At 45.0% G+C, this 18,105-nt stretch carries 14 protein-coding genes and 1 tRNA gene; 12 read left to right on the forward strand and 3 right to left on the reverse strand.

The window, feature by feature from the left end:
* Positions 1 to 12 precede the first annotated feature (12 nt).
* Both OZ660_RS02120 and hemB read left to right on the forward strand, forming a co-directional pair.
* A complete protein-coding gene (locus OZ660_RS02120) occupies positions 13 to 1,908 on the forward strand; it encodes a sensor domain-containing diguanylate cyclase (protein WP_274742390.1) in 1,896 nt (631 codons plus the stop codon).
* Positions 1,905 to 2,906, forward strand: coding sequence for a porphobilinogen synthase (gene hemB / locus OZ660_RS02125; RefSeq protein ID WP_202263352.1), 1,002 nt, complete (start codon positions 1,905 to 1,907; stop codon positions 2,904 to 2,906). Before OZ660_RS02120 ends, hemB begins: the two co-directional genes overlap by 4 nt.
* Positions 2,907 to 2,979: 73 nt before the next feature.
* Here hemB and OZ660_RS02130 read toward each other — a convergent pair whose 3' ends face one another.
* Positions 2,980 to 4,491, reverse strand: coding sequence for a Ppx/GppA phosphatase family protein (locus OZ660_RS02130; RefSeq protein WP_274742391.1), 1,512 nt, complete (start codon positions 4,489 to 4,491; stop codon positions 2,980 to 2,982).
* Positions 4,492 to 4,518: 27 nt separating this feature from the next.
* The gene (gene rhlB / locus OZ660_RS02135; RefSeq protein WP_274742392.1) at positions 4,519 to 5,805 is read right to left on the reverse strand and encodes an ATP-dependent RNA helicase RhlB; all 1,287 of its coding nucleotides are present in this window, start codon (positions 5,803 to 5,805) and stop codon (positions 4,519 to 4,521) included.
* A gap of 100 nt (positions 5,806 to 5,905) precedes the next feature.
* Between rhlB and trxA the strand changes: the two genes are divergently transcribed.
* From trxA to OZ660_RS02155, 4 genes are all read left to right on the forward strand, one after another.
* Positions 5,906 to 6,232: a thioredoxin TrxA gene (trxA, locus tag OZ660_RS02140; protein ID WP_012517074.1), complete on the forward strand. Its 327-nt coding sequence runs from the start codon at positions 5,906 to 5,908 to the stop codon at positions 6,230 to 6,232.
* Between the two features lie 270 nt (positions 6,233 to 6,502).
* Entirely contained in the window at positions 6,503 to 7,768 is a 1,266-nt protein-coding gene (rho, locus tag OZ660_RS02145; protein ID WP_014997165.1) for a transcription termination factor Rho, read from the forward strand.
* Between the two features lie 270 nt (positions 7,769 to 8,038).
* A complete protein-coding gene (locus tag OZ660_RS02150; protein ID WP_226433323.1) occupies positions 8,039 to 9,337 on the forward strand; it encodes an amidohydrolase in 1,299 nt (432 codons plus the stop codon).
* Between the two features lie 21 nt (positions 9,338 to 9,358).
* Positions 9,359 to 12,175 carry an ATP-binding protein gene (locus OZ660_RS02155; RefSeq protein ID WP_274742393.1) on the forward strand — a complete coding sequence of 939 codons (2,817 nt, stop codon included), beginning with the start codon at positions 9,359 to 9,361 and terminating at the stop codon, positions 12,173 to 12,175.
* On the opposite strand, the gene nhaA is transcribed toward OZ660_RS02155, so the two are convergent.
* Positions 12,137 to 13,417: a Na+/H+ antiporter NhaA gene (gene nhaA / locus OZ660_RS02160; RefSeq protein WP_274742394.1), complete on the reverse strand. Its 1,281-nt coding sequence runs from the start codon at positions 13,415 to 13,417 to the stop codon at positions 12,137 to 12,139. The two genes, OZ660_RS02155 and nhaA, sit on opposite strands and share 39 nt — an antisense overlap.
* A 272-nt stretch (positions 13,418 to 13,689) precedes the next feature.
* Between nhaA and purE the strand changes: the two genes are divergently transcribed.
* The 6 genes from purE to OZ660_RS02190 all read left to right on the forward strand — a co-directional run bounded on the left by purE (position 13,690) and on the right by OZ660_RS02190 (position 18,045).
* On the forward strand, positions 13,690 to 14,184 hold the full coding sequence (gene purE, locus OZ660_RS02165) for a 5-(carboxyamino)imidazole ribonucleotide mutase (RefSeq protein WP_274742395.1): 495 nt from the start codon (positions 13,690 to 13,692) through the stop codon (positions 14,182 to 14,184).
* Entirely contained in the window at positions 14,181 to 15,317 is a 1,137-nt protein-coding gene (locus OZ660_RS02170) for a 5-(carboxyamino)imidazole ribonucleotide synthase (protein ID WP_274742396.1), read from the forward strand. Before purE ends, OZ660_RS02170 begins: the two co-directional genes overlap by 4 nt.
* Before the next feature lie 61 nt (positions 15,318 to 15,378).
* Positions 15,379 to 15,454: transfer RNA gene (locus tag OZ660_RS02175), tRNA-Thr, on the forward strand.
* Positions 15,455 to 15,527: 73 nt separating this feature from the next.
* Positions 15,528 to 16,064, forward strand: a complete 537-nt coding sequence (locus OZ660_RS02180; protein WP_274742397.1) for a copper chaperone PCu(A)C — start codon at positions 15,528 to 15,530, stop codon at positions 16,062 to 16,064.
* A 216-nt stretch (positions 16,065 to 16,280) separates the two neighbouring features.
* Positions 16,281 to 16,754, forward strand: a complete 474-nt coding sequence (locus tag OZ660_RS02185) for a Dps family protein (protein ID WP_159627278.1) — start codon at positions 16,281 to 16,283, stop codon at positions 16,752 to 16,754.
* Positions 16,755 to 16,914: 160 nt separating this feature from the next.
* Complete coding sequence (locus OZ660_RS02190) at positions 16,915 to 18,045, forward strand: PQQ-dependent sugar dehydrogenase (protein WP_274742398.1); 1,131 nt, start codon at positions 16,915 to 16,917, stop codon at positions 18,043 to 18,045.
* Positions 18,046 to 18,105: the final 60 nt, after the last annotated feature.

Here is an 18,105-nt window from a genome sequence, read left to right on the forward strand (position 1 = left end):
ATGTAGGTTTGTATGCGAATAAATATGAAAGCGGTGCCAAGGTATGACGCTGGGCTTATCGCAATTACTCTTGTTGCCGTTATCGCATTTATTTTTGTGGTGTCGAGCCTTTCACCACACGCAAGTAAAACACCACAGTTTTCCCAGTTAACGTATCTTACCGAATCTGACCAAAGTTATAGCCTTTCAACAATTACTCGTGTTTCCCCCGCGTTATGGCAATCCGTTTCCTCACCAGTAAATTTAGGCATGAATAGCCAAGTTCACTGGTTTTCGTTAGTTGTACCGCCAACAGAAAGTGATAAGCAACGCTATTTACTACACATCGATTACCCGTTAATTGACCATCTCGATGTAGGGATTTTTAGTAGCATTGGTACTGTACCGGCTGCGACATACGCCGCAGGCGATAGCCAGTCTATTACCTTACGTCCTATCAAACACATAACGCCATTGTTCCCACTGCCATTAAGTGCTGAATCTCAACGTGTTTTTATTCGCGTTCAAACATCAGGAACAATTAGGCTGCCGCTGCGAATATGGGAAGAAAGAGAGTTTCTTACGTACTCTGCGGCACGAAACTTGGCTCTTGGTATTTTCTTTGGCGTGCTTGTGGCGATGGGCGTAAGTAACGCCTTTCTGACGTTTGCCGCGCGTAACGCGTCGTTTCTTTATTACTCGGGGTACGTACTGAGCTTAGCCTTAACACTGGCAACACTCCACGGCTATGGTTACCTCTATGTGTGGGTTGATAATGCGTGGCTACAAAGCAAAGCGCTACTCTTGTTTTCAAGCACGACCATTATGTTTGCAGCAATGTTCACACGTAGTCTCCTTCCTATAAGAGAATTCAGTGTAAAGCTCGACAAGATAACGCAAAGCATAGCTTGGGTTTGCGCGGTAAACATTGTAGCGGGGTTCATATTCCCTTATTACCTCATGATAAAAGTGTATTTGCTGCTGTTAAGCATCATAGTCATTTATACCCTTGGTTTAGGCATTTGGTTAGCCATAAAGGGCGTTGTCGTGGCGCGCTATTTTACAATTGCATGGGCTTTTCTTTTGGTTAGTGGATTGAGTGCCAGCCTAGATAACGTAAATCTGATTGAGTTACCTATTTCATCAAACAACCTACTTATCATTGGCGGTGCAGTGGAAACACTGATACTGGCACTTATTCTTGCAAATAATTACAGTCATAGCCGCGAAGACCTGATTTCTGCACAGCAGTTTGCGCTAGAGCAAGAGAAGCAGGCCAATATTGCTAAAGAGAATTTGCTAGAGGTTCAAAAGCGTTATCAAGACGATCTTGAATACAAGGTTGAAGAGCGCACCCTTGAACTTGAAATTACCCTAAGAGAGCTATCGGAAGTTAACCAGGAACTAGAACGCCTTAATGCTATAGATCCGCTAACGGGTGTTCATAATCGTCGTCACTTCGACAAGCGGCTGCGTTCCGAAGGACGGCGCAGTAGACGAGAGCAAACTCCGTTGTCACTAGCTATTATTGATGTAGACCACTTTAAACAAATTAATGACGGCTACGGGCATGATGGTGGTGATGCGTGTTTAATTCACGTTACACGGCTATTTCAGACACTTATTCAACGCCCAACCGATGACTTATGTCGCATAGGGGGTGAAGAATTTGCCATTATATTGCCTAATACGGATCTTGAAGGTGCGCGACACGTAGTAGAATCGATGAGAGATGCCCTTGAACATTCGCCATTACTATACAATGGTGAGAAAATAGGCTTAACCGTAAGTGCTGGGGTTTCAACCACCATTATTCGCGACGAAGATCACGCACAAGTGTTATTCAGGCATGCTGATGAATTGTTATACCAGGCAAAAGCAGCTGGCAGAAACAACGTAAAACACGATTATTTACAGGACAAACTATGACATCTTCTTCTTTCCCTCTACGCAGAATGCGCAGATTACGTGCTAAAGACGCACTGCGGGGGCTTGTCGCAGAACATACTTTAACAGCAGACGACTTAATTTATCCCGTGTTTGTTTTACCTGGCGAAAACGCAAGAGAAGCCGTGCCTTCTATGCCGGGAGTAGAGCGTCTATCTATTGATTTATTGCTGGAAGAAGCGGCAAATTGGGTTGCACTAGGTATTCGTACGCTAGCACTTTTCCCTGTTACCCCAATGTCGTTAAAAACAGATTGTGCCAGTGAAGCATTTAATCCAGATGGCCTTGCACAGCAGGCTATGCGCGCGCTTAAAAAGGCCTATCCCGACGTTATGCTAATGTCGGATATTGCGCTTGACCCTTTTACTTCTCATGGCCAAGACGGCTTAATAGACGAATCGGGTTACGTGATGAATGACGAAACTGTCGATGTACTTATTAAGCAAGCATTATCACATGCCGACGCTGGCGCCGATATTGTGGCCCCCTCAGATATGATGGATGGACGCATTGGCAGTATCCGAAAAGCACTAGAAGAAGCCGGTCACATAAATACCTGCATTATGGCGTATTCAGCGAAATATGCATCAGCGTATTACGGGCCTTTTAGAGATGCAGTCGGATCTGCTGCAAACATTAAAGGTGGCAATAAAAAGACGTATCAGATGGACCCTGCAAACACTGACGAGGCGTTGCATGAAATAGCACTGGATATCGACGAAGGTGCAGACATGGTAATGGTGAAGCCTGGCATGCCATATCTTGATGTTGTACGACGCTGTAAAGAAACCTTTAAAGTGCCTACATTCGCATATCAAGTGAGTGGTGAATACGCCATGCACCAAGCCGCTTTTGCTAATGGGTGGCTAAACGAAGACGCGGTTATACTCGAGTCACTTTTGGCATTTAAGCGTGCAGGCGCAGATGGCATATTAACGTATTTCGCGCCAAAAGCAGCGGCGCTACTCGCTAAGTCGTAGCATGGTTGTAACGTTATAGAACAATAAAAAAGCCGCGATTATTCGCGGCTTTTTTATGGATAAGTCACTTAGGTTATTGGCAGATAAGTTCGCAGCCAGCTTTATGTTGAAGCCAGCACTCATTTGCCAATTCTGCATTAATCAAAGGATGGGCTTTTAACCAGCCTTCAGGGAAAGTAAGCGTCCAATTGCTGTCATTACAGACCAAACTCACTTCTGGTATATGCTTGTTTTGACGTCGCAGACAAAGGACAACAGCAATGCGTAACACACGCAACATTCCTTTGAGCATGGGGCGATAGTCTTCGTGATATTTATCAAACAGCGATTTGTCCACGCTCAAACGATGCTGAGCAACAAGATCTCTAATGGCTGCACGTTGTAGTCGCGTAAAGCCGGGTAAATCAATATGGCTAAGGATGTATTCGCCGTGCTCGTGATGTCGCTTATATTCAATGTGAAGCCCAATTTCGTGCAACTGCGCAGCTGCACCTAAAATGGTTTCAGTATCCAAATGGCAAATATTTTGCTGTGCACACAGTTGGTGGCAAAGCGTCAGAGCAACTTGCCTTACATTGTTGGCGTGCTTTGTATCTACATGATAACGATGCATCGCTTGATTCAGGGTTTGCTGTCGACGATCATTCTCTTTAATGTTGTCGAGCATGCCGTAAATCAAACCCTCGCGTAGCGCGCCGCCTGAGATATTCATATGTTTGATTTCAAGCGCTTCAAACAAGCTAATAAGAATCGCTAAGCCCGAAGGAAAAATAGCTTTGCGATTGTCTTCTAAGCCGTCAATATTCAGAGTTTTAATGTGTTCGCATTCCACACACTGTTTTTCTAAGTGATAGAGGTAATCTAAGCGAATGGCGTCACTGATCCCTTGAGCAACCAAAATTTCAGTTATTGCTTGAGGTGTGCCCGAAGCGCCTAAGCAGTTTTCCCAGTCGAAACACAAAAAGGCATCGGCGACCTCGTCAATCAATGCCCGTGCGGCGGCCTTTGCGTTGGAAAAATTATCCGCAGTAATGTTACCACCTTCAAAATAACGCTCCATAAAGGTGACGCACCCCATGTCCAAACTTTTTAGGTGAATGGGTTGCATGTCATTGCCGATAATAATTTCTGTACTCGCGCCGCCAATATCAATAACCAGGCTATTGCCTTGGTTTGCCGACGTATAAGCTACCCCTAAGTATATTTGACGAGCTTCTTCTTCGCCGCTAATAACGTCTAGCTTGTGGTTGAGGATTTCCTCGGCTTTGCGAATAAAGACATGGGCATTGGTGGCTAAGCGCAGCGTCGCAGTAGCCACAATCCTGATATTAGAAGAAGGTATATCTTGTAAGCGTTCTGAAAACACTTGCAGGCATTGCCAACCGCGTTCCATGCTAACTTCATCCAGTGCCATCGCGTCGTCTAAGCCTGCCGCTAACCGCACTTTCTGTTTTACTTTCCCTATAATTTGCACGCTTCCATTAACCACATGAACGATCACCATATGGAAACTGTTAGAGCCTAAATCAACGGCGGCGTAATACTCGCCATAGGTCTGTGCGTCGTGCTGAAGTTCTGCCTGCATATAACACTCTTATTTCATTTACTGCTTTTACGCCTTGTGGCTGCGTTGTTGCGGCTTGCCGCGTCCGCGTCCATTACCACGTCGAGACGAATTTCTATTATTAGGAGGACGTCTTCTGCGTGGCTTTGGTGGCGTTACATCTTCAAGCAATGCACTGCGGTCATAATCAGTAACCGGGATCGCTTTTTGAATGTATTGTTCTATAGAAGGTAAATTCAAAGCGTATTTTTCACAAGCAAAACTAATTGCTACACCGCTTTGACCTGCTCGGCCGGTACGACCGATGCGATGTACGTAATCTTCAGCGTCGTCGGGTAGGTCATAGTTAAATACATGGGTAACCGCATCAATATGTAGGCCGCGTGCCGCAACGTCGGTAGCCACCAAAATATCCAAGTTACCCTTAGTGAAATCTTCTAAAATACCGAGACGTTTCTTCTGTGGCACGTCGCCGCTTAAAAGGCCAACGCGGTGGCCATCAGCGGTAAGCCAATCGGTCACCTTTTCACAGCTATTTTTAGTATTGGCAAAAACAATCGCCTTTTCCGGCCACTCTTCTTCAAGTAGCGTTAGTAGCAGTAGCATTTTGTCGTCATCAGACGGGTAGAATAACTCTTGCGTTACACGTGTCGCAGTAGTTTGTTCTGGCGCTACTTGAACGTGTGTCGGGTTATTCATATGCTCATAAGCCAACTCTTGTACGCGATAGCTTAATGTCGCAGAGAAAAGCATGCTCAAACGCTCAGCCGCTGGCGGCATACGGCGGAATAAGAAACGGATATCTTTAATAAAGCCTAAATCGAACATGCGATCGGCTTCATCGAGTACGGCAACCTGAATATTATTCAGCGTAAACACATTCTGTTTGTAGTAATCCAGTATGCGTCCTGTCGTACCAATTATAATATCTACCCCTTCTTCCAAAGTTTCCCGTTGACTTTGGTAACCTTCGCCCCCATAAATCAAACCAAGTGACAATCCAGTGTGCTCACTAAGCAATTTGGCGTCATTATAAATTTGAACGGCTAGCTCTCGGGTTGGCGCCATAATAATAGCGCGCGGGCCATTTGATTTGCTGTTCGCTGCATTTTCTGCTTTGCTTAGCAAATAGTGAAATGTAGCTACCAAAAAGGCGATGGTTTTACCGGTTCCGGTTTGTGCCTGGCCTGCTATGTCATGACCGTCTAATAACGGAGGCAGAGCGAGCGCCTGAATTGGTGTACAATGTGAAAAATTAGCTGCCGCCAAGGCGTCAACAACCTTGCCGTTTATCGGCAGGTCAGAAAAATGAGTATCAGTTAAGTGAGTAGGCATAGCTTATAGCTTATCAGTGCTTGCATTAAAAAACAGTTTCTATATAACACTTATGGTCGGGCTGAGACAAATCAGCAACTGACCAAAAATGGAGAAAAGAATGAGCGACAAAATTATCCAGTTATCTGACGATAAATTCGAAGCAGATGTTATCAATGCTGAAGGTCCTGTACTGGTTGACTTCTGGGCCGAATGGTGTGGCCCGTGTAAAATGATCGCACCTATCTTAGAAGAAGTTGCGACCGAGTTTGATGGCAAGTTAACAGTTGGCAAGTTGAATGTCGATGAAAATAACGAAACTCCACCTAAATATGGTATTCGTGGTATTCCTACATTGCTGCTTTTCAAAAACGGTAACGTTGCTGCAACAAAAGTTGGTGCATTATCAAAAGCACAATTAACAGAGTTTCTTAACGAAAATCTATAATTAATTGCGCAATGAAGAAACCGGGGCCAAAATGGCGCCGGTTTTTTTGTTTTAAGCCCATTCATGAATCGAACGAGCCTATCAATAACAAAATAATTAACATTTCGGCAGTAAAACGCTGGACGTTGATTAAATATAGTGCTAACTTTTCTTCAGCGCTCATCCGAGCAGCATTCTGCTTACGCCCATATCCGGGTGATATCAAATCTAAACTAGAACAGAGTGACAATTAGTCCTGTAAGCGAAGTTCAAGCACAAAGACCCACCAGTATGAATTTAACTGAATTAAAGAATAAACCAATAAGCGAGTTGGTTGCCCTGGCCGAGGAAATGGGCCTGGAAAACATGGCACGCGCCAGAAAACAAGACATCATTTTCTCAATCCTAAAGACACACGCGAAAAGCGGTGAAGACATCTTTGGCGATGGGGTATTAGAAATATTACAGGACGGTTTCGGCTTTTTGCGTTCAGCTGACTCATCGTATCTTGCAGGGCCAGACGATATTTACGTATCGCCAAGCCAAATCCGCCGCTTTAACTTGCGCACGGGTGACACTATTGCAGGAAAGATTCGTCCGCCAAAAGATAGCGAGCGTTACTTTGCGCTGCTAAAAATCCGCGAAGTAAACTTCGATAAGCCGGAAAACTCTCGCAATAAAATTTTATTTGAGAACCTTACACCGCTTCACGCAGCCGACCGTTTGCGTATGGAACGTGGTAATGGCTCTACAGAAGACATCACCGCACGTGTACTAGACCTAGCATCACCCATTGGTAAAGGTCAGCGTGGTCTTATCGTTGCTCCGCCTAAAGCGGGTAAAACATTGCTTCTTCAAAATATTGCACAATCGATTGCGGCTAACCACCCAGAGTGTGAGCTAATGGTATTGCTTATTGATGAGCGTCCAGAAGAAGTAACTGAAATGCACCGCCTTGTACAAGGCGAAGTAGTAGCATCAACGTTTGATGAACCAGCTAGCCGCCACGTTCAGGTTGCGGAAATGGTTATCGAGAAAGCCAAGCGATTAGTTGAGCACAAAAAAGACGTGGTTATCTTGCTTGACTCAATTACCCGTCTTGCACGCGCGTACAACACGGTTATTCCATCATCAGGTAAAGTACTTACTGGTGGTGTAGACGCTAATGCACTACACAAACCTAAGCGTTTCTTTGGTGCAGCACGTAACGTAGAAGAGGGCGGTAGCTTAACAATTATCGCGACTGCGCTTATCGATACTGGCTCTAAGATGGATGAAGTTATCTACGAAGAGTTTAAAGGTACCGGTAACATGGAATTACACCTTAATCGCAAAATTGCGGAAAAGCGTGTATTCCCAGCTATTGACTTTAACCGCTCAGGCACACGTCGTGAAGAGTTACTTACTGCGCAAGATGAACTACAGAAAATGTGGATCCTTCGCAAAATTGTTCATGAAATGTCAGAAATTGACGCCATGGAATTCCTTATCAGTAAGCTGTCTATGACTAAGACAAACGATGAGTTCTTCGACGCCATGCGCAGACAAAAGAGCTAATGCACTTTTGAACATTTTAAAAAACGCCACTTCTTAGTGGCGTTTTTTTTACCTATAAAAAAGGCAGAATAAAGCCAGAACAAAAACAACAAAGTTAACCTAGACTTCAGTCTACTACCCAAGTAGATGCCAATGGCGTATTTTGGCATTGGTAAATAACCGCAAATATATAACCACCATTAGTGGCAAAAATTGCTATGTACTGTGATAAGTGATGTTTTCTTTTTCAAGATGATCTACTCTGTCCAAAACATCAGAGGAAACAATAATATGTATCGGAAATTGCTATCGCTTACCCTTGCAGGGCTTTTCACTGTATCGACTTCACTTGCATACGGCGCTGATGTTGAGGCATTAGCATCTAAAGTTGAGCCTGACGTTATTAAGTGGCGACATCATTTTCATGAGTTTCCTGAGTTATCTAATCGCGAATTTAAAACCGCAGAATATGTAGCCAATTACTTACGTAGCTTAGGGTTAGACGTTCAAACAGGTGTCGCAAAAACCGGTGTAGTTGCCATCTTAGATTCAGGCAAACCAGGCCCTGTAGTAGCGCTTCGTGCTGACATGGACGGACTGCCGGTTAAAGAACAAAATGACTTACCGTATCGTTCTAAGCAAATGGGCGAGTACAACGGTAAAGAAGTGCCAGTTATGCATGCCTGCGGTCATGACACGCATATGGCAATGCTTATGGGCGCAGCAAAAATTCTGACTGAGATTAAGGGTGAACTTAAAGGGAAAGTGAAATTCATTTTCCAGCCCGCTGAAGAAGGTGCGCCTGCAGGCGAGAAGGGTGGTGCCGAGGTTATGGTTAAAGAGGGCGTATTAAAGAACCCTGATGTAGACGCTATTTTTGGTCTTCATATCAGCGCTAATACCGACGTTGGTAAAGTACGCTATAATTCTGGCGGTACCATGGCTGCCGTCGATCCCTTTAAAATTGTTATTCACGGCAAGCAAGCACATGGTGCTTATCCGTGGAAAAGCGTTGACCCTGTAGTGACGGCTGCGCAAATGATCATGGCTATCCAAACTATCGTCAGCCGTGAAATTAAGGTCATTGATGATGCCGCGGTGGTATCTATTGGTTCAATTCACGGTGGTAACCGTTCAAACATTATTCCAAATGAAGTTGAATTGGTGGGGACAATTCGCACACTGAACAAAGCTGCGCGTGAGCATATTTACGAGGCCCTACCGCGAAAAGTGAAGGGTATTGCAGAAAGTATGGGGGCTGAAGCAGAGCTTACCTTACCGTTAGATTATTATTACCCGATTACATTTAACGACCCTGAGTTAACGCAGGCAATGTTACCAACCATGCAGCGTACAGCAGGGGAAGAAAACACCCTCTTGTCTAAACCAGTGACAGGTGCAGAAGACTTCTCATTCTTTCAAGAACAAGTGCCTGGTCTTTATGTGTGGGTGGGTGGAAAGCCACTTGATGTATCTGAAGAGGACAGCCCTGCTCACCACACACCAGAGTTTTATATCGACGATTCTGGTATGAAGTTGGGCGTAAAACTACTCACTAACTTTACGTTAGATTATATGGCTAAGCACTAAGCTAATGGCCGGAGGCACGCGTTGAAAAATAGTCGTTTCACTTTTTCATTTTCGTGGCATCTGGTCTTAGAAGCACTGCTTGTTTGTCTGGTGGGCGTCGCATTAAATGCGATTCCTGCTCCATTTGACAGCAGTGGTATTGCCGTATTTGGCGTAGGTGTATCGGTTTATGCTGCCCTGCGCTTTTCCCCTTTTGTTTCAATTCCTATTGCCCTGCTTATTAGTATGCCTCTGTGGCTTACCGAGGGAAGTATTGTTGGCAAAGAAAGCCTGACATTACTGCCAATTGTTTTGTCGCTTTTCGGTTACAAAAAGTCGCTTAAGCAAGTCATCAAAATAGGCGCAGGCTTTTGGTCTATCGTCTTTCTGCCTGTACTTGTGCTAGAACACTCACTGTACGATGGTGACAACGTTAACGTTTTATTTTCAGGTGTATTAGTCACTTGGGTGAGCGGTGTATTTGGCCTTATTACAGGGCACTTTGCTTACTTAGCGCTACATGGATTAAAGCGACAGACATCGTATCGTTTTGAACGCGTAACACTACATTTTCTGTTTGGCTATTTTTTTGCTGGCTGTTTTTTTGTGGCGTCCATGGCTGTTATCTACTTGTCGGTAAGCATGTTCCAACGTCAACAAGAGCGCCAGATCCACAGCTATATGACGCAACGTGTTCAAGTACTTGAATATCAGCTGTCTGACTTTATTCGACGTCACCAAAGTGCCATTTCCGGTGCGGCGCAAATGCTATCAAGTAGCGCTTTTCAAGCGCGCCAAGATGACGCTGCAAATGCGCAAATGGCAATTCTTGCAAAGGAATACCCTGAGTTTTTAACGTTTTTGGTGACCAATGCGCAAGGCGATATTACCCAAGCGTACCCCCTAGATATGATGGACAAGGCACGTGTGAGCGGCTTAACGAATGTGGCCTACCGTCCCTATTTTTATGAGGTCATGCAAAATGGCCAGCCATTCCTTTCCAATGTATTTCAAGGTAGAGGGTTTGGAAACGACCCCATTATCGCACTATCTGCCCCCTTGATGGATAGCAATGGTACACCGCAGGGTATTATTGAGGGCTCACTTTCACTGAAAAGCTTTCAAGGCATTGACGCACTTAGCCTACGTGGTTTTTCGATGTTGATAGAAGATCAAAAAGGCGAAGTCATTTATGCGTCCCCTGGACTGGGCATGAAACCTTTGAGTAAAGCGCCTTTTTATGGCTGTGAGCCTAACTGTCCAGTTGAGGTGATTGGCGAGAACGAAGAGACAGTGCTGCTTAGATTTACTGGAAACCTTTCAAATGTAGATTGGAAAGTCAGTTACTTATTCAACAAGCGTCTTTTGCTTGGTTCTATGAGTGGCTACTTATTGAAAGACCTAGTATTGCTGCTTGTTTTATCTGCATTTGGTACCTTTACTGGCTATATCGTTGCGAAGATGGTTGGCGCACCTATTCGTCGATTAGTACGCTATATTGCTGAGTTTGAGCCCAATAAAGCCAATACAGCAAAGGTGCCACGTCGAGCGCTTCATATTCAAGAGCTATCCTCGCTTAACGATGAGTTTATGAGTCTAGAAACACGTCTTGTGGATGCATTTAATGACTTGGAGAAAGCCCGTCAAAACGAAAAAAGTTTAAACGTAGAATTAAACGAGCTAAACCAATCGCTAGAAGCGCGTATCGAGGAAAAAACACGGCATTTGGCGCACGCCCTTAAAGAAGCTGAAGCTGCAAATATTGCGAAAACACAGTTCCTCGCGAACATGAGCCATGAAATTAGAACTCCAATGAATGGAATAATAGGCTCGTGTGAACTACTGCTAGAGTATGATTTATCTGAGCATGCGGCGGCGCGAGCGCGCACGATCTCGCGCTCTGCGGTAAACTTGCTAATGATTTTGGATAGCATTTTAGACTGGTCTAAGATCGAGTCGGGTAAAATGCTCATAGACCCAGAGAATACGAATGTTCAGGAGCTTTTCGATGCATCGTGTGAGTTGTATAGGCACACGGCACAAAGCAAAGGTTTCGATATCGCATTATCAATTTCATCCTCTGTACCTTCAGCACTTCATTTAGATGCTGGAAAAGTCAGTCAGGTGTTAAATAACTTGTTGAGTAACGCAATTAAGTTCACCGTCGACGGTGGCATAACCGTAGACGTGAGTTACGAAGTGGGGGTATTACATGTGGCAGTATCAGATACAGGCATTGGTATTGAAGCAAACAAATTACACCTTATCTTCGATAAGTTTGAACAGGCCGATGCATCGACCACACGATATTTTGGTGGCACAGGACTAGGCCTTGCAATATCAAAAGGTTTGGTGGAGTTGCTCGGCGGCCGCATGCAGGTAGAAAGTGAAGTGGGTAAAGGCACTACGTTTACCTTTTACGTTCCTTGTGAGGTGGGTAATGGCATTGCGTTCAATGAACCTGAAAAGGTTGCTTCTCTGCCTTGTGATTTACGCGTGTTACTGGCTGAAGATAACGATATTAATGCCGAAATAGTAATGGATATGTTCGCATCAGAGGGCATTAAATGCTTACGCACGCGTAATGGCGCAGATACAGTACAAGCTGAAAAGCGCTACGATTTCGATATTATTCTTATGGATTGCCAAATGCCCGTCATGGACGGACAGAGTGCCTCACGATTGATTAGAAAAGAAGGGCGTAACAAAGATAAAGTCAGAATAGTGGCGTTAACGGCCAATGCCTTTGCTGAAGACAAAAATGCCTGCATAGCTGCAGGCATGAATGCACATTTGAGTAAACCTATACGCAAGACGGTGCTATTCGACTGTATTGCCCGTGAACTTGCTAGCGTTTGAGGCAACGTCACCATTGGCTTTATTGGCGTTTTCTTCGCTAACAAGTCGTAACACCAGGTATCCAAGACATGCAGAAACGAGTGAACCCGCTAGAATACCTACGCGCTCATCAAAAATTTGATTAATACCCGTCTGTTCAAACGCTAAACCGCCGATAAATAAGCTCATGGTAAATCCCACGCCGCAGAGCAATGCGCAACCGTAAATATGCTTAAAATTAAGATCGTCAGGCAGCTTTGCCATTTTCAGTTTGACCATAACGAAACAGAAAACAAAAACACCCACTTGTTTTCCGACCAACAAACCTAAAAAGATGCCAAAGGTTACGGGGTGAAAGATACCTTCTGGACTGATATTGCCAAAGCTAATACCTGCATTGGCAAAGGCAAATATGGGGAGAATGGCGAAACTCACAGAGCCATTTAGGCTGTGCTCTAATCGAGTGACCGGCGAATAGGAAGGATCCTTTGAGTCGCGCATTGGAATAAACGCAGCTAATACAACCCCTGCCAGCGTAGCATGTACGCCTGATTTCAACATGGCAACCCAAAGTACAATGCCAACCAGCACATAGGCAGGTATATCCACGACGTTGCGGCGATTCATTTGCCACAACAACAATAAACAGCCAGCGGCGATAAGCAGTGCCCCTATTGTAATGTGCTCAGTATAAAAAAGAGCAATAATGACAATAGCGCCAATATCATCGATTATAGCGAGCGTCACCAAAAACACCTTCAAGCTGGTGGGCACGCGACTGCCTAGCAGCGCGAGAATACCTAAAGCAAAAGCAATGTCGGTGGCAGCGGGAATGGCCCACCCAGCAATGGCTACTGGGTTATCCCAATTAATGCTTACGTAAATGAGCGCTGGCAACACCATACCGCCCACTGCGCCAGCGGCGGGAAATACAATATTTTTGGGGTTAGAGAGTTCACCCTCGCAAACCTCGCGTTTAAGCTCTAAACCCACGTGAAAAAAGAAAACGGCCATAAGGCCATCGTTTATCCAAAGTAAAAGCGGCTTGTCGATAGCCCAACTGCCTGCCGAAATTTGCACTGGCATGGTAATAAGCTGGTCATAGAGCGTATCTAAAGGTGAATTAGCAATAATGAGGGCTAGCACAGTAGCTACCATCAACAAAATGCCGGGTGCAGCCTCTCTATTTAGAAAGTCAGAGACAACGTCATGCACTTCTTCAATAACCTCGTCAATGACATCTGGCTCATGCTGCTTGGACATCGCTTCACCTCTTCTCACATTTGACCGTACGCCTTCTTACAAGTCGCACAGCGCCACCTTAGTCCAATCGACGGGCGAGGTGACCTTTATTCCGTTAACATTAAGTTTAGTTAATACGGGTATGTTGTAGCACTGAGATCAATTTTCAAATGCCTAGCGGTTATGTTTACACATGTATTACCTTAATCTTTGCGGTGGGATTTTGAACCGTTTTACGCTACAATCGCGGCCTTTCCGAAGTCGTCCATTTTACCTACCCCGAGGATCTCTAGATGGCAAAAATCGCGATTGTTATGGGTTCAACTTCAGACTGGCCTACTATGCAGCAGGCTGCCAAAATGCTGAAGTCGTTTGGTGTTGAATTTGAAGCGAAGGTGGTGTCAGCACACCGTACTCCTAATTTGCTAGTAGAGTTTGCAGAAGGCGCTGCCGAAGCGGGTTTTAGCGCAATTATTGCTGGAGCAGGCGGTGCAGCCCATTTACCAGGAATGATTGCTGCACATACGCACTTGCCCGTATTTGGTTGCCCAGTAAAATCAAAAGCCCTTAACGGTCTAGATTCATTACTCTCTATTGTTCAAATGCCAAAAGGCGTAGCGGTTGGCACCCTAGCAATAGGAGAAGCTGGTGCAGCAAATGCAGGCTTATTGGCCGCTCAGGTCGTTGCGTTGCACGATGAAAAAGTACGCGATGCCGTTATTGCATTTAGACAATCTCAAACTGAAACAGTACTGGCTTCTAGTAATACGCTGGAGTTAGATGAATGAGAGTAGTAGTTTACGGTGCAGGTCAACTTGCACAAATGATGTATCTGGCAGGAAGCCCTCTAGGTATTGACGTTCAAGCTGTAGACGTAAACAACGATACTGTTGTGCATCCAGTAAGTAAGACGCCGTTAGAGATATCATTAGAGCAAGCACTAGAAAGTGCCGATGCGCTTACTGTCGAGTTTGAGCATGTTCCAGAGCGCTTATTAGAAGACGCCGCGAAAACAAACAAGCTTATGCCAAACATCGAAAGCATATTAGTAGGTGCGGATCGCGTACGTGAGAAAAAGCTATTGGAGTCGATGGGCGTGGCTAATTGCGAGCACAAGATTGTGACGCATTTAGATCAGCTTGACGATTGCGTTGCGCAACTGGGAAGCAAGTTGATCCTAAAAGCCAGTCGCGATGGCTATGACGGCTACGGGCAATGGCGTTTAGCCGATGCTACAGACTTGCCAGCGCTGAAAAAAGCGCTGCACGGTTTGGATCTTGAGAACGTACCTCTTGTTGTCGAGAAAATGGTAGCGTTTGATAGAGAGCTTTCATTAATTGGTGTGCGTAACGCCAATGGTGATGTGCGCACCTATCCACTTGCTGAAAACTTACATCATCAAGGTCAGTTACATGTATCAGTTGCTCCAGCAACTGACGTTGATGACGCGCTACAAACTCAAGCTCATGATATTTTTGTTAAATTAGCAGAAGGCATGAACTATGTGGGCGTATTGGCAGTAGAGCTTTTCCAAGTTGGCAAAACACTTCTTGTTAATGAACTTGCACCGCGTGTACACAACTCAGGGCACTGGAGTCAGTCGGGTGCGGTAACCAGTCAATTTGAAAACCACCTTCGTGCGGTTTGCGGCTTACCACTAGGCGACACATCTGCTATTGGTCCTAGTGCTATGGTGAATATTATTGGGTGTAGCAGTTTTTCTCGCGAGTTACTCAGCATCGATGGCAGTCATCTTCACTGGTATGGAAAATCGGTGCGCGAGAAGCGCAAGATGGGCCATATTAACGTGACCACGAATAGCTACGAAAGCTTAGGTGAGAAGCTGATGGCATTAAGCCAATATTTGCCATTGGAATACTTTCCAAAATTAGTTGGTGAAGCAACGCGATTAAAAGGTTGACACCAACGCGTTTATCGCTAGAATACGCATCCGCTGTCTAGGCAGCGGTTTTATTTAGTGTGCCGACTTAGCTCAGTTGGTAGAGCAACTGACTTGTAATCAGTAGGTCGCCAGTTCGATTCCGGCAGTCGGCACCATTTTTCTTTTAGCGCTTTTTTCTTATCGCGTTATTACGTACACTGAACTTCGAAGCACATCGGAGCGCTATGTATGTCAAAGTATCCCCCTTTAGTTAAATCTCTTTTTCTTGTCTCATCAATTTTTGTATCAGCTTTAATGTCTGTTGCATTTGCACATCAACACCAAAACGATGAGCACGCTAAATCAGCAGAATCAAATCAATCGCAAACCGGTATTATGGTGATGGACGGATACGCCCGAGCTACATTCGCCATGGCAAAAACGGGGGCCGTGTACTTTACTTTGCATAATCAAAATAACGAACCCGTTACCCTGACGGCGGTTTCAGTAGACAGTGCTGTTGCAAGTGATGCACAAATTCATACAACAGAAATGCAAGACGATGTCATGAAAATGCGAGAAATGACAGAAGGCGTGAACGTGGATGGCAATGCCATGGTGTCTTTCAAGCCAGGTGGTTATCACATCATGTTGTTAGGACTGTCTAAAGGGCTTGAAGAAGGCAGTGATGTTGCTCTAACACTGACTTTCGACGAGCAACGTGAACTACACGTTGTATTACCGGTGAAAAAGGATGAAAACGCAGGTCATCATCACCACCATTAAAAGACAGGCACCATCATTAAAATACAGGGCTGTTGATGGGTATTGTGAAGCGCGTTGTGATGCTTGTACTACGCTTCATTGAGTAAGCCGATGAGCACAATCAATTAAATGCAAAATCTTTTTCTTAAAAACTACGTTACTATTCATGTAGATTTTAAAATTGAATTGTATTTTGTTTTTTTAATTCATTTTCTGAATTAATTTAAGGAGTGTGACATGAGCAAGATTGATATTGGTATTTCAGAAAGCGACCGTAATGCAGTAGCTGAAGGGCTTAAAAAGCTGCTTGCCGATTCGTACACGCTTTATCTTCAAACGCATAATTTTCACTGGAATGTCGAAGGGCCGCAGTTTCGCGAACTCCATTTAATGTTCGAAGAACATTATACTGAGCTTGCCCAGGCGGTTGATGAGATTGCAGAGCGTATTCGTACATTGGGTGTAGCAGCGCCAGGTACATACAAGTCGTTTGCAGAGCTAAGCTCAATTGAAGAAGTAGAGGGTGTACCTGAAGCAATTGAAATGGTGCGTCTACTTACTCATGGTCATGAGCAAGTGGTTAAAACCTGCAGAGCGTCACTGAAATTAGCACAGGACGCTGATGATGAATCATCTGCCGCGCTTATTGGTGATCGCATGCGTGTCCATGAGAAAACGGCATGGATGCTTCGTGCAACGTTGCCAAAATAAGGTAACGGTTTATCGTCCTAAAACTGCGCTTTTAGCGCGATAGTTAGGTGAATTATCTAAAGGGTACAGCATAGCTGTGCCCTTTTTTGTATACTCGCGCGTATTACAATAATACGAATGTAGCCATGCTGCGCTACTGCACATTAAACCGAGGCTTCTAATGACAAAACTTTCTTCTGTATTGCTGACTACCAGCGTGCTAGCGCTTGGGCAATCAGCATTTGCTCACGAAAACCACGACCATGGTGTTACCGATAAAGACATTACCGTCACTACCCTTGCAGAAGGGCTAGAACATCCGTGGGGCATGGCGTTCTTACCTAATGGAGACTTGCTGGTAACCGAGCGCGCAGGTGGTATTCAGCGATTGTCTAAAGAGGGTAAGCTGTCAGGGCGTTTAGCCAATGTGCCTGCTGTGGTAGCGAACAATCAAGGCGGCATGCTCGATATTGCCATTGATCCAGATTTTAGCAGCAACAACACGGTGTACTTTTGTTACAGCAAAGAAAGTGAAGTTGAAGGTAAAAAGGGGAGTAGTAGCAGTGTCGCAAAAGCGACATTGACGGCGACAGGTCTAGATAACGTCGAGGTCATCTTTAGCGCTGACTCTATAGTAGACAACGGTTTTCACTTTGGCTGCCGTCTAGTATTTGATGCCGACAAGCAGCTTTACGTTACCATGGGCGACCGTTATAAATACATGCAAGAAGCGCAAAACACCAATAATCACTTTGGCAAGATTGTGCGCATCAATCGAGATGGAAGTGTTCCCACAGATAATCCGTTTACAGACGGTGATGCGCCTGAAGTATTTAGCTATGGCCATCGCAATGTGCAAGGCGTAACAGTCCACCCACAAACTGGCGACGTATGGGCAATGGAACACGGGCCTAAAGGTGGTGACGAAATCAATATTATTCGTGCTGGCGCGAACTACGGTTGGCCCGTCATCACTTACGGCATCGATTACAGTGGTGAGATCATTAGTGACAAAACTCACATGGATGGCATGGAACAACCGTGGGTTTATTGGGATCCGTCAATCGCACCTAGCGGTATTACGTTCTACAACGGTGACATGTTCAAAGAGTGGAAAGGCGATATTTTGGTAGGCTCACTGAAGTTTACTCACCTTCGCCGCATAGAAGTTGAAGATGGCAAGCCTGGCGAGCAATTCGAATATGTTCGCGACAACCAAGCACGTATTCGCGACGTTGAAGTCGCCCCAGATGGTGCGATTTACCTACTGACAGATGCGCCAAATGGCAAAGTATTAAGACTTTCTAAGTAGTACGTAAAATACCCCAGCCCAAGCGGGATGGGTACAAGAAACCAAAAAATAGCCGGGTTA

Source organism: Alteromonas sp. 009811495 (assembly GCF_028865455.1).
GTDB lineage: Bacteria > Pseudomonadota > Gammaproteobacteria > Enterobacterales > Alteromonadaceae > Alteromonas.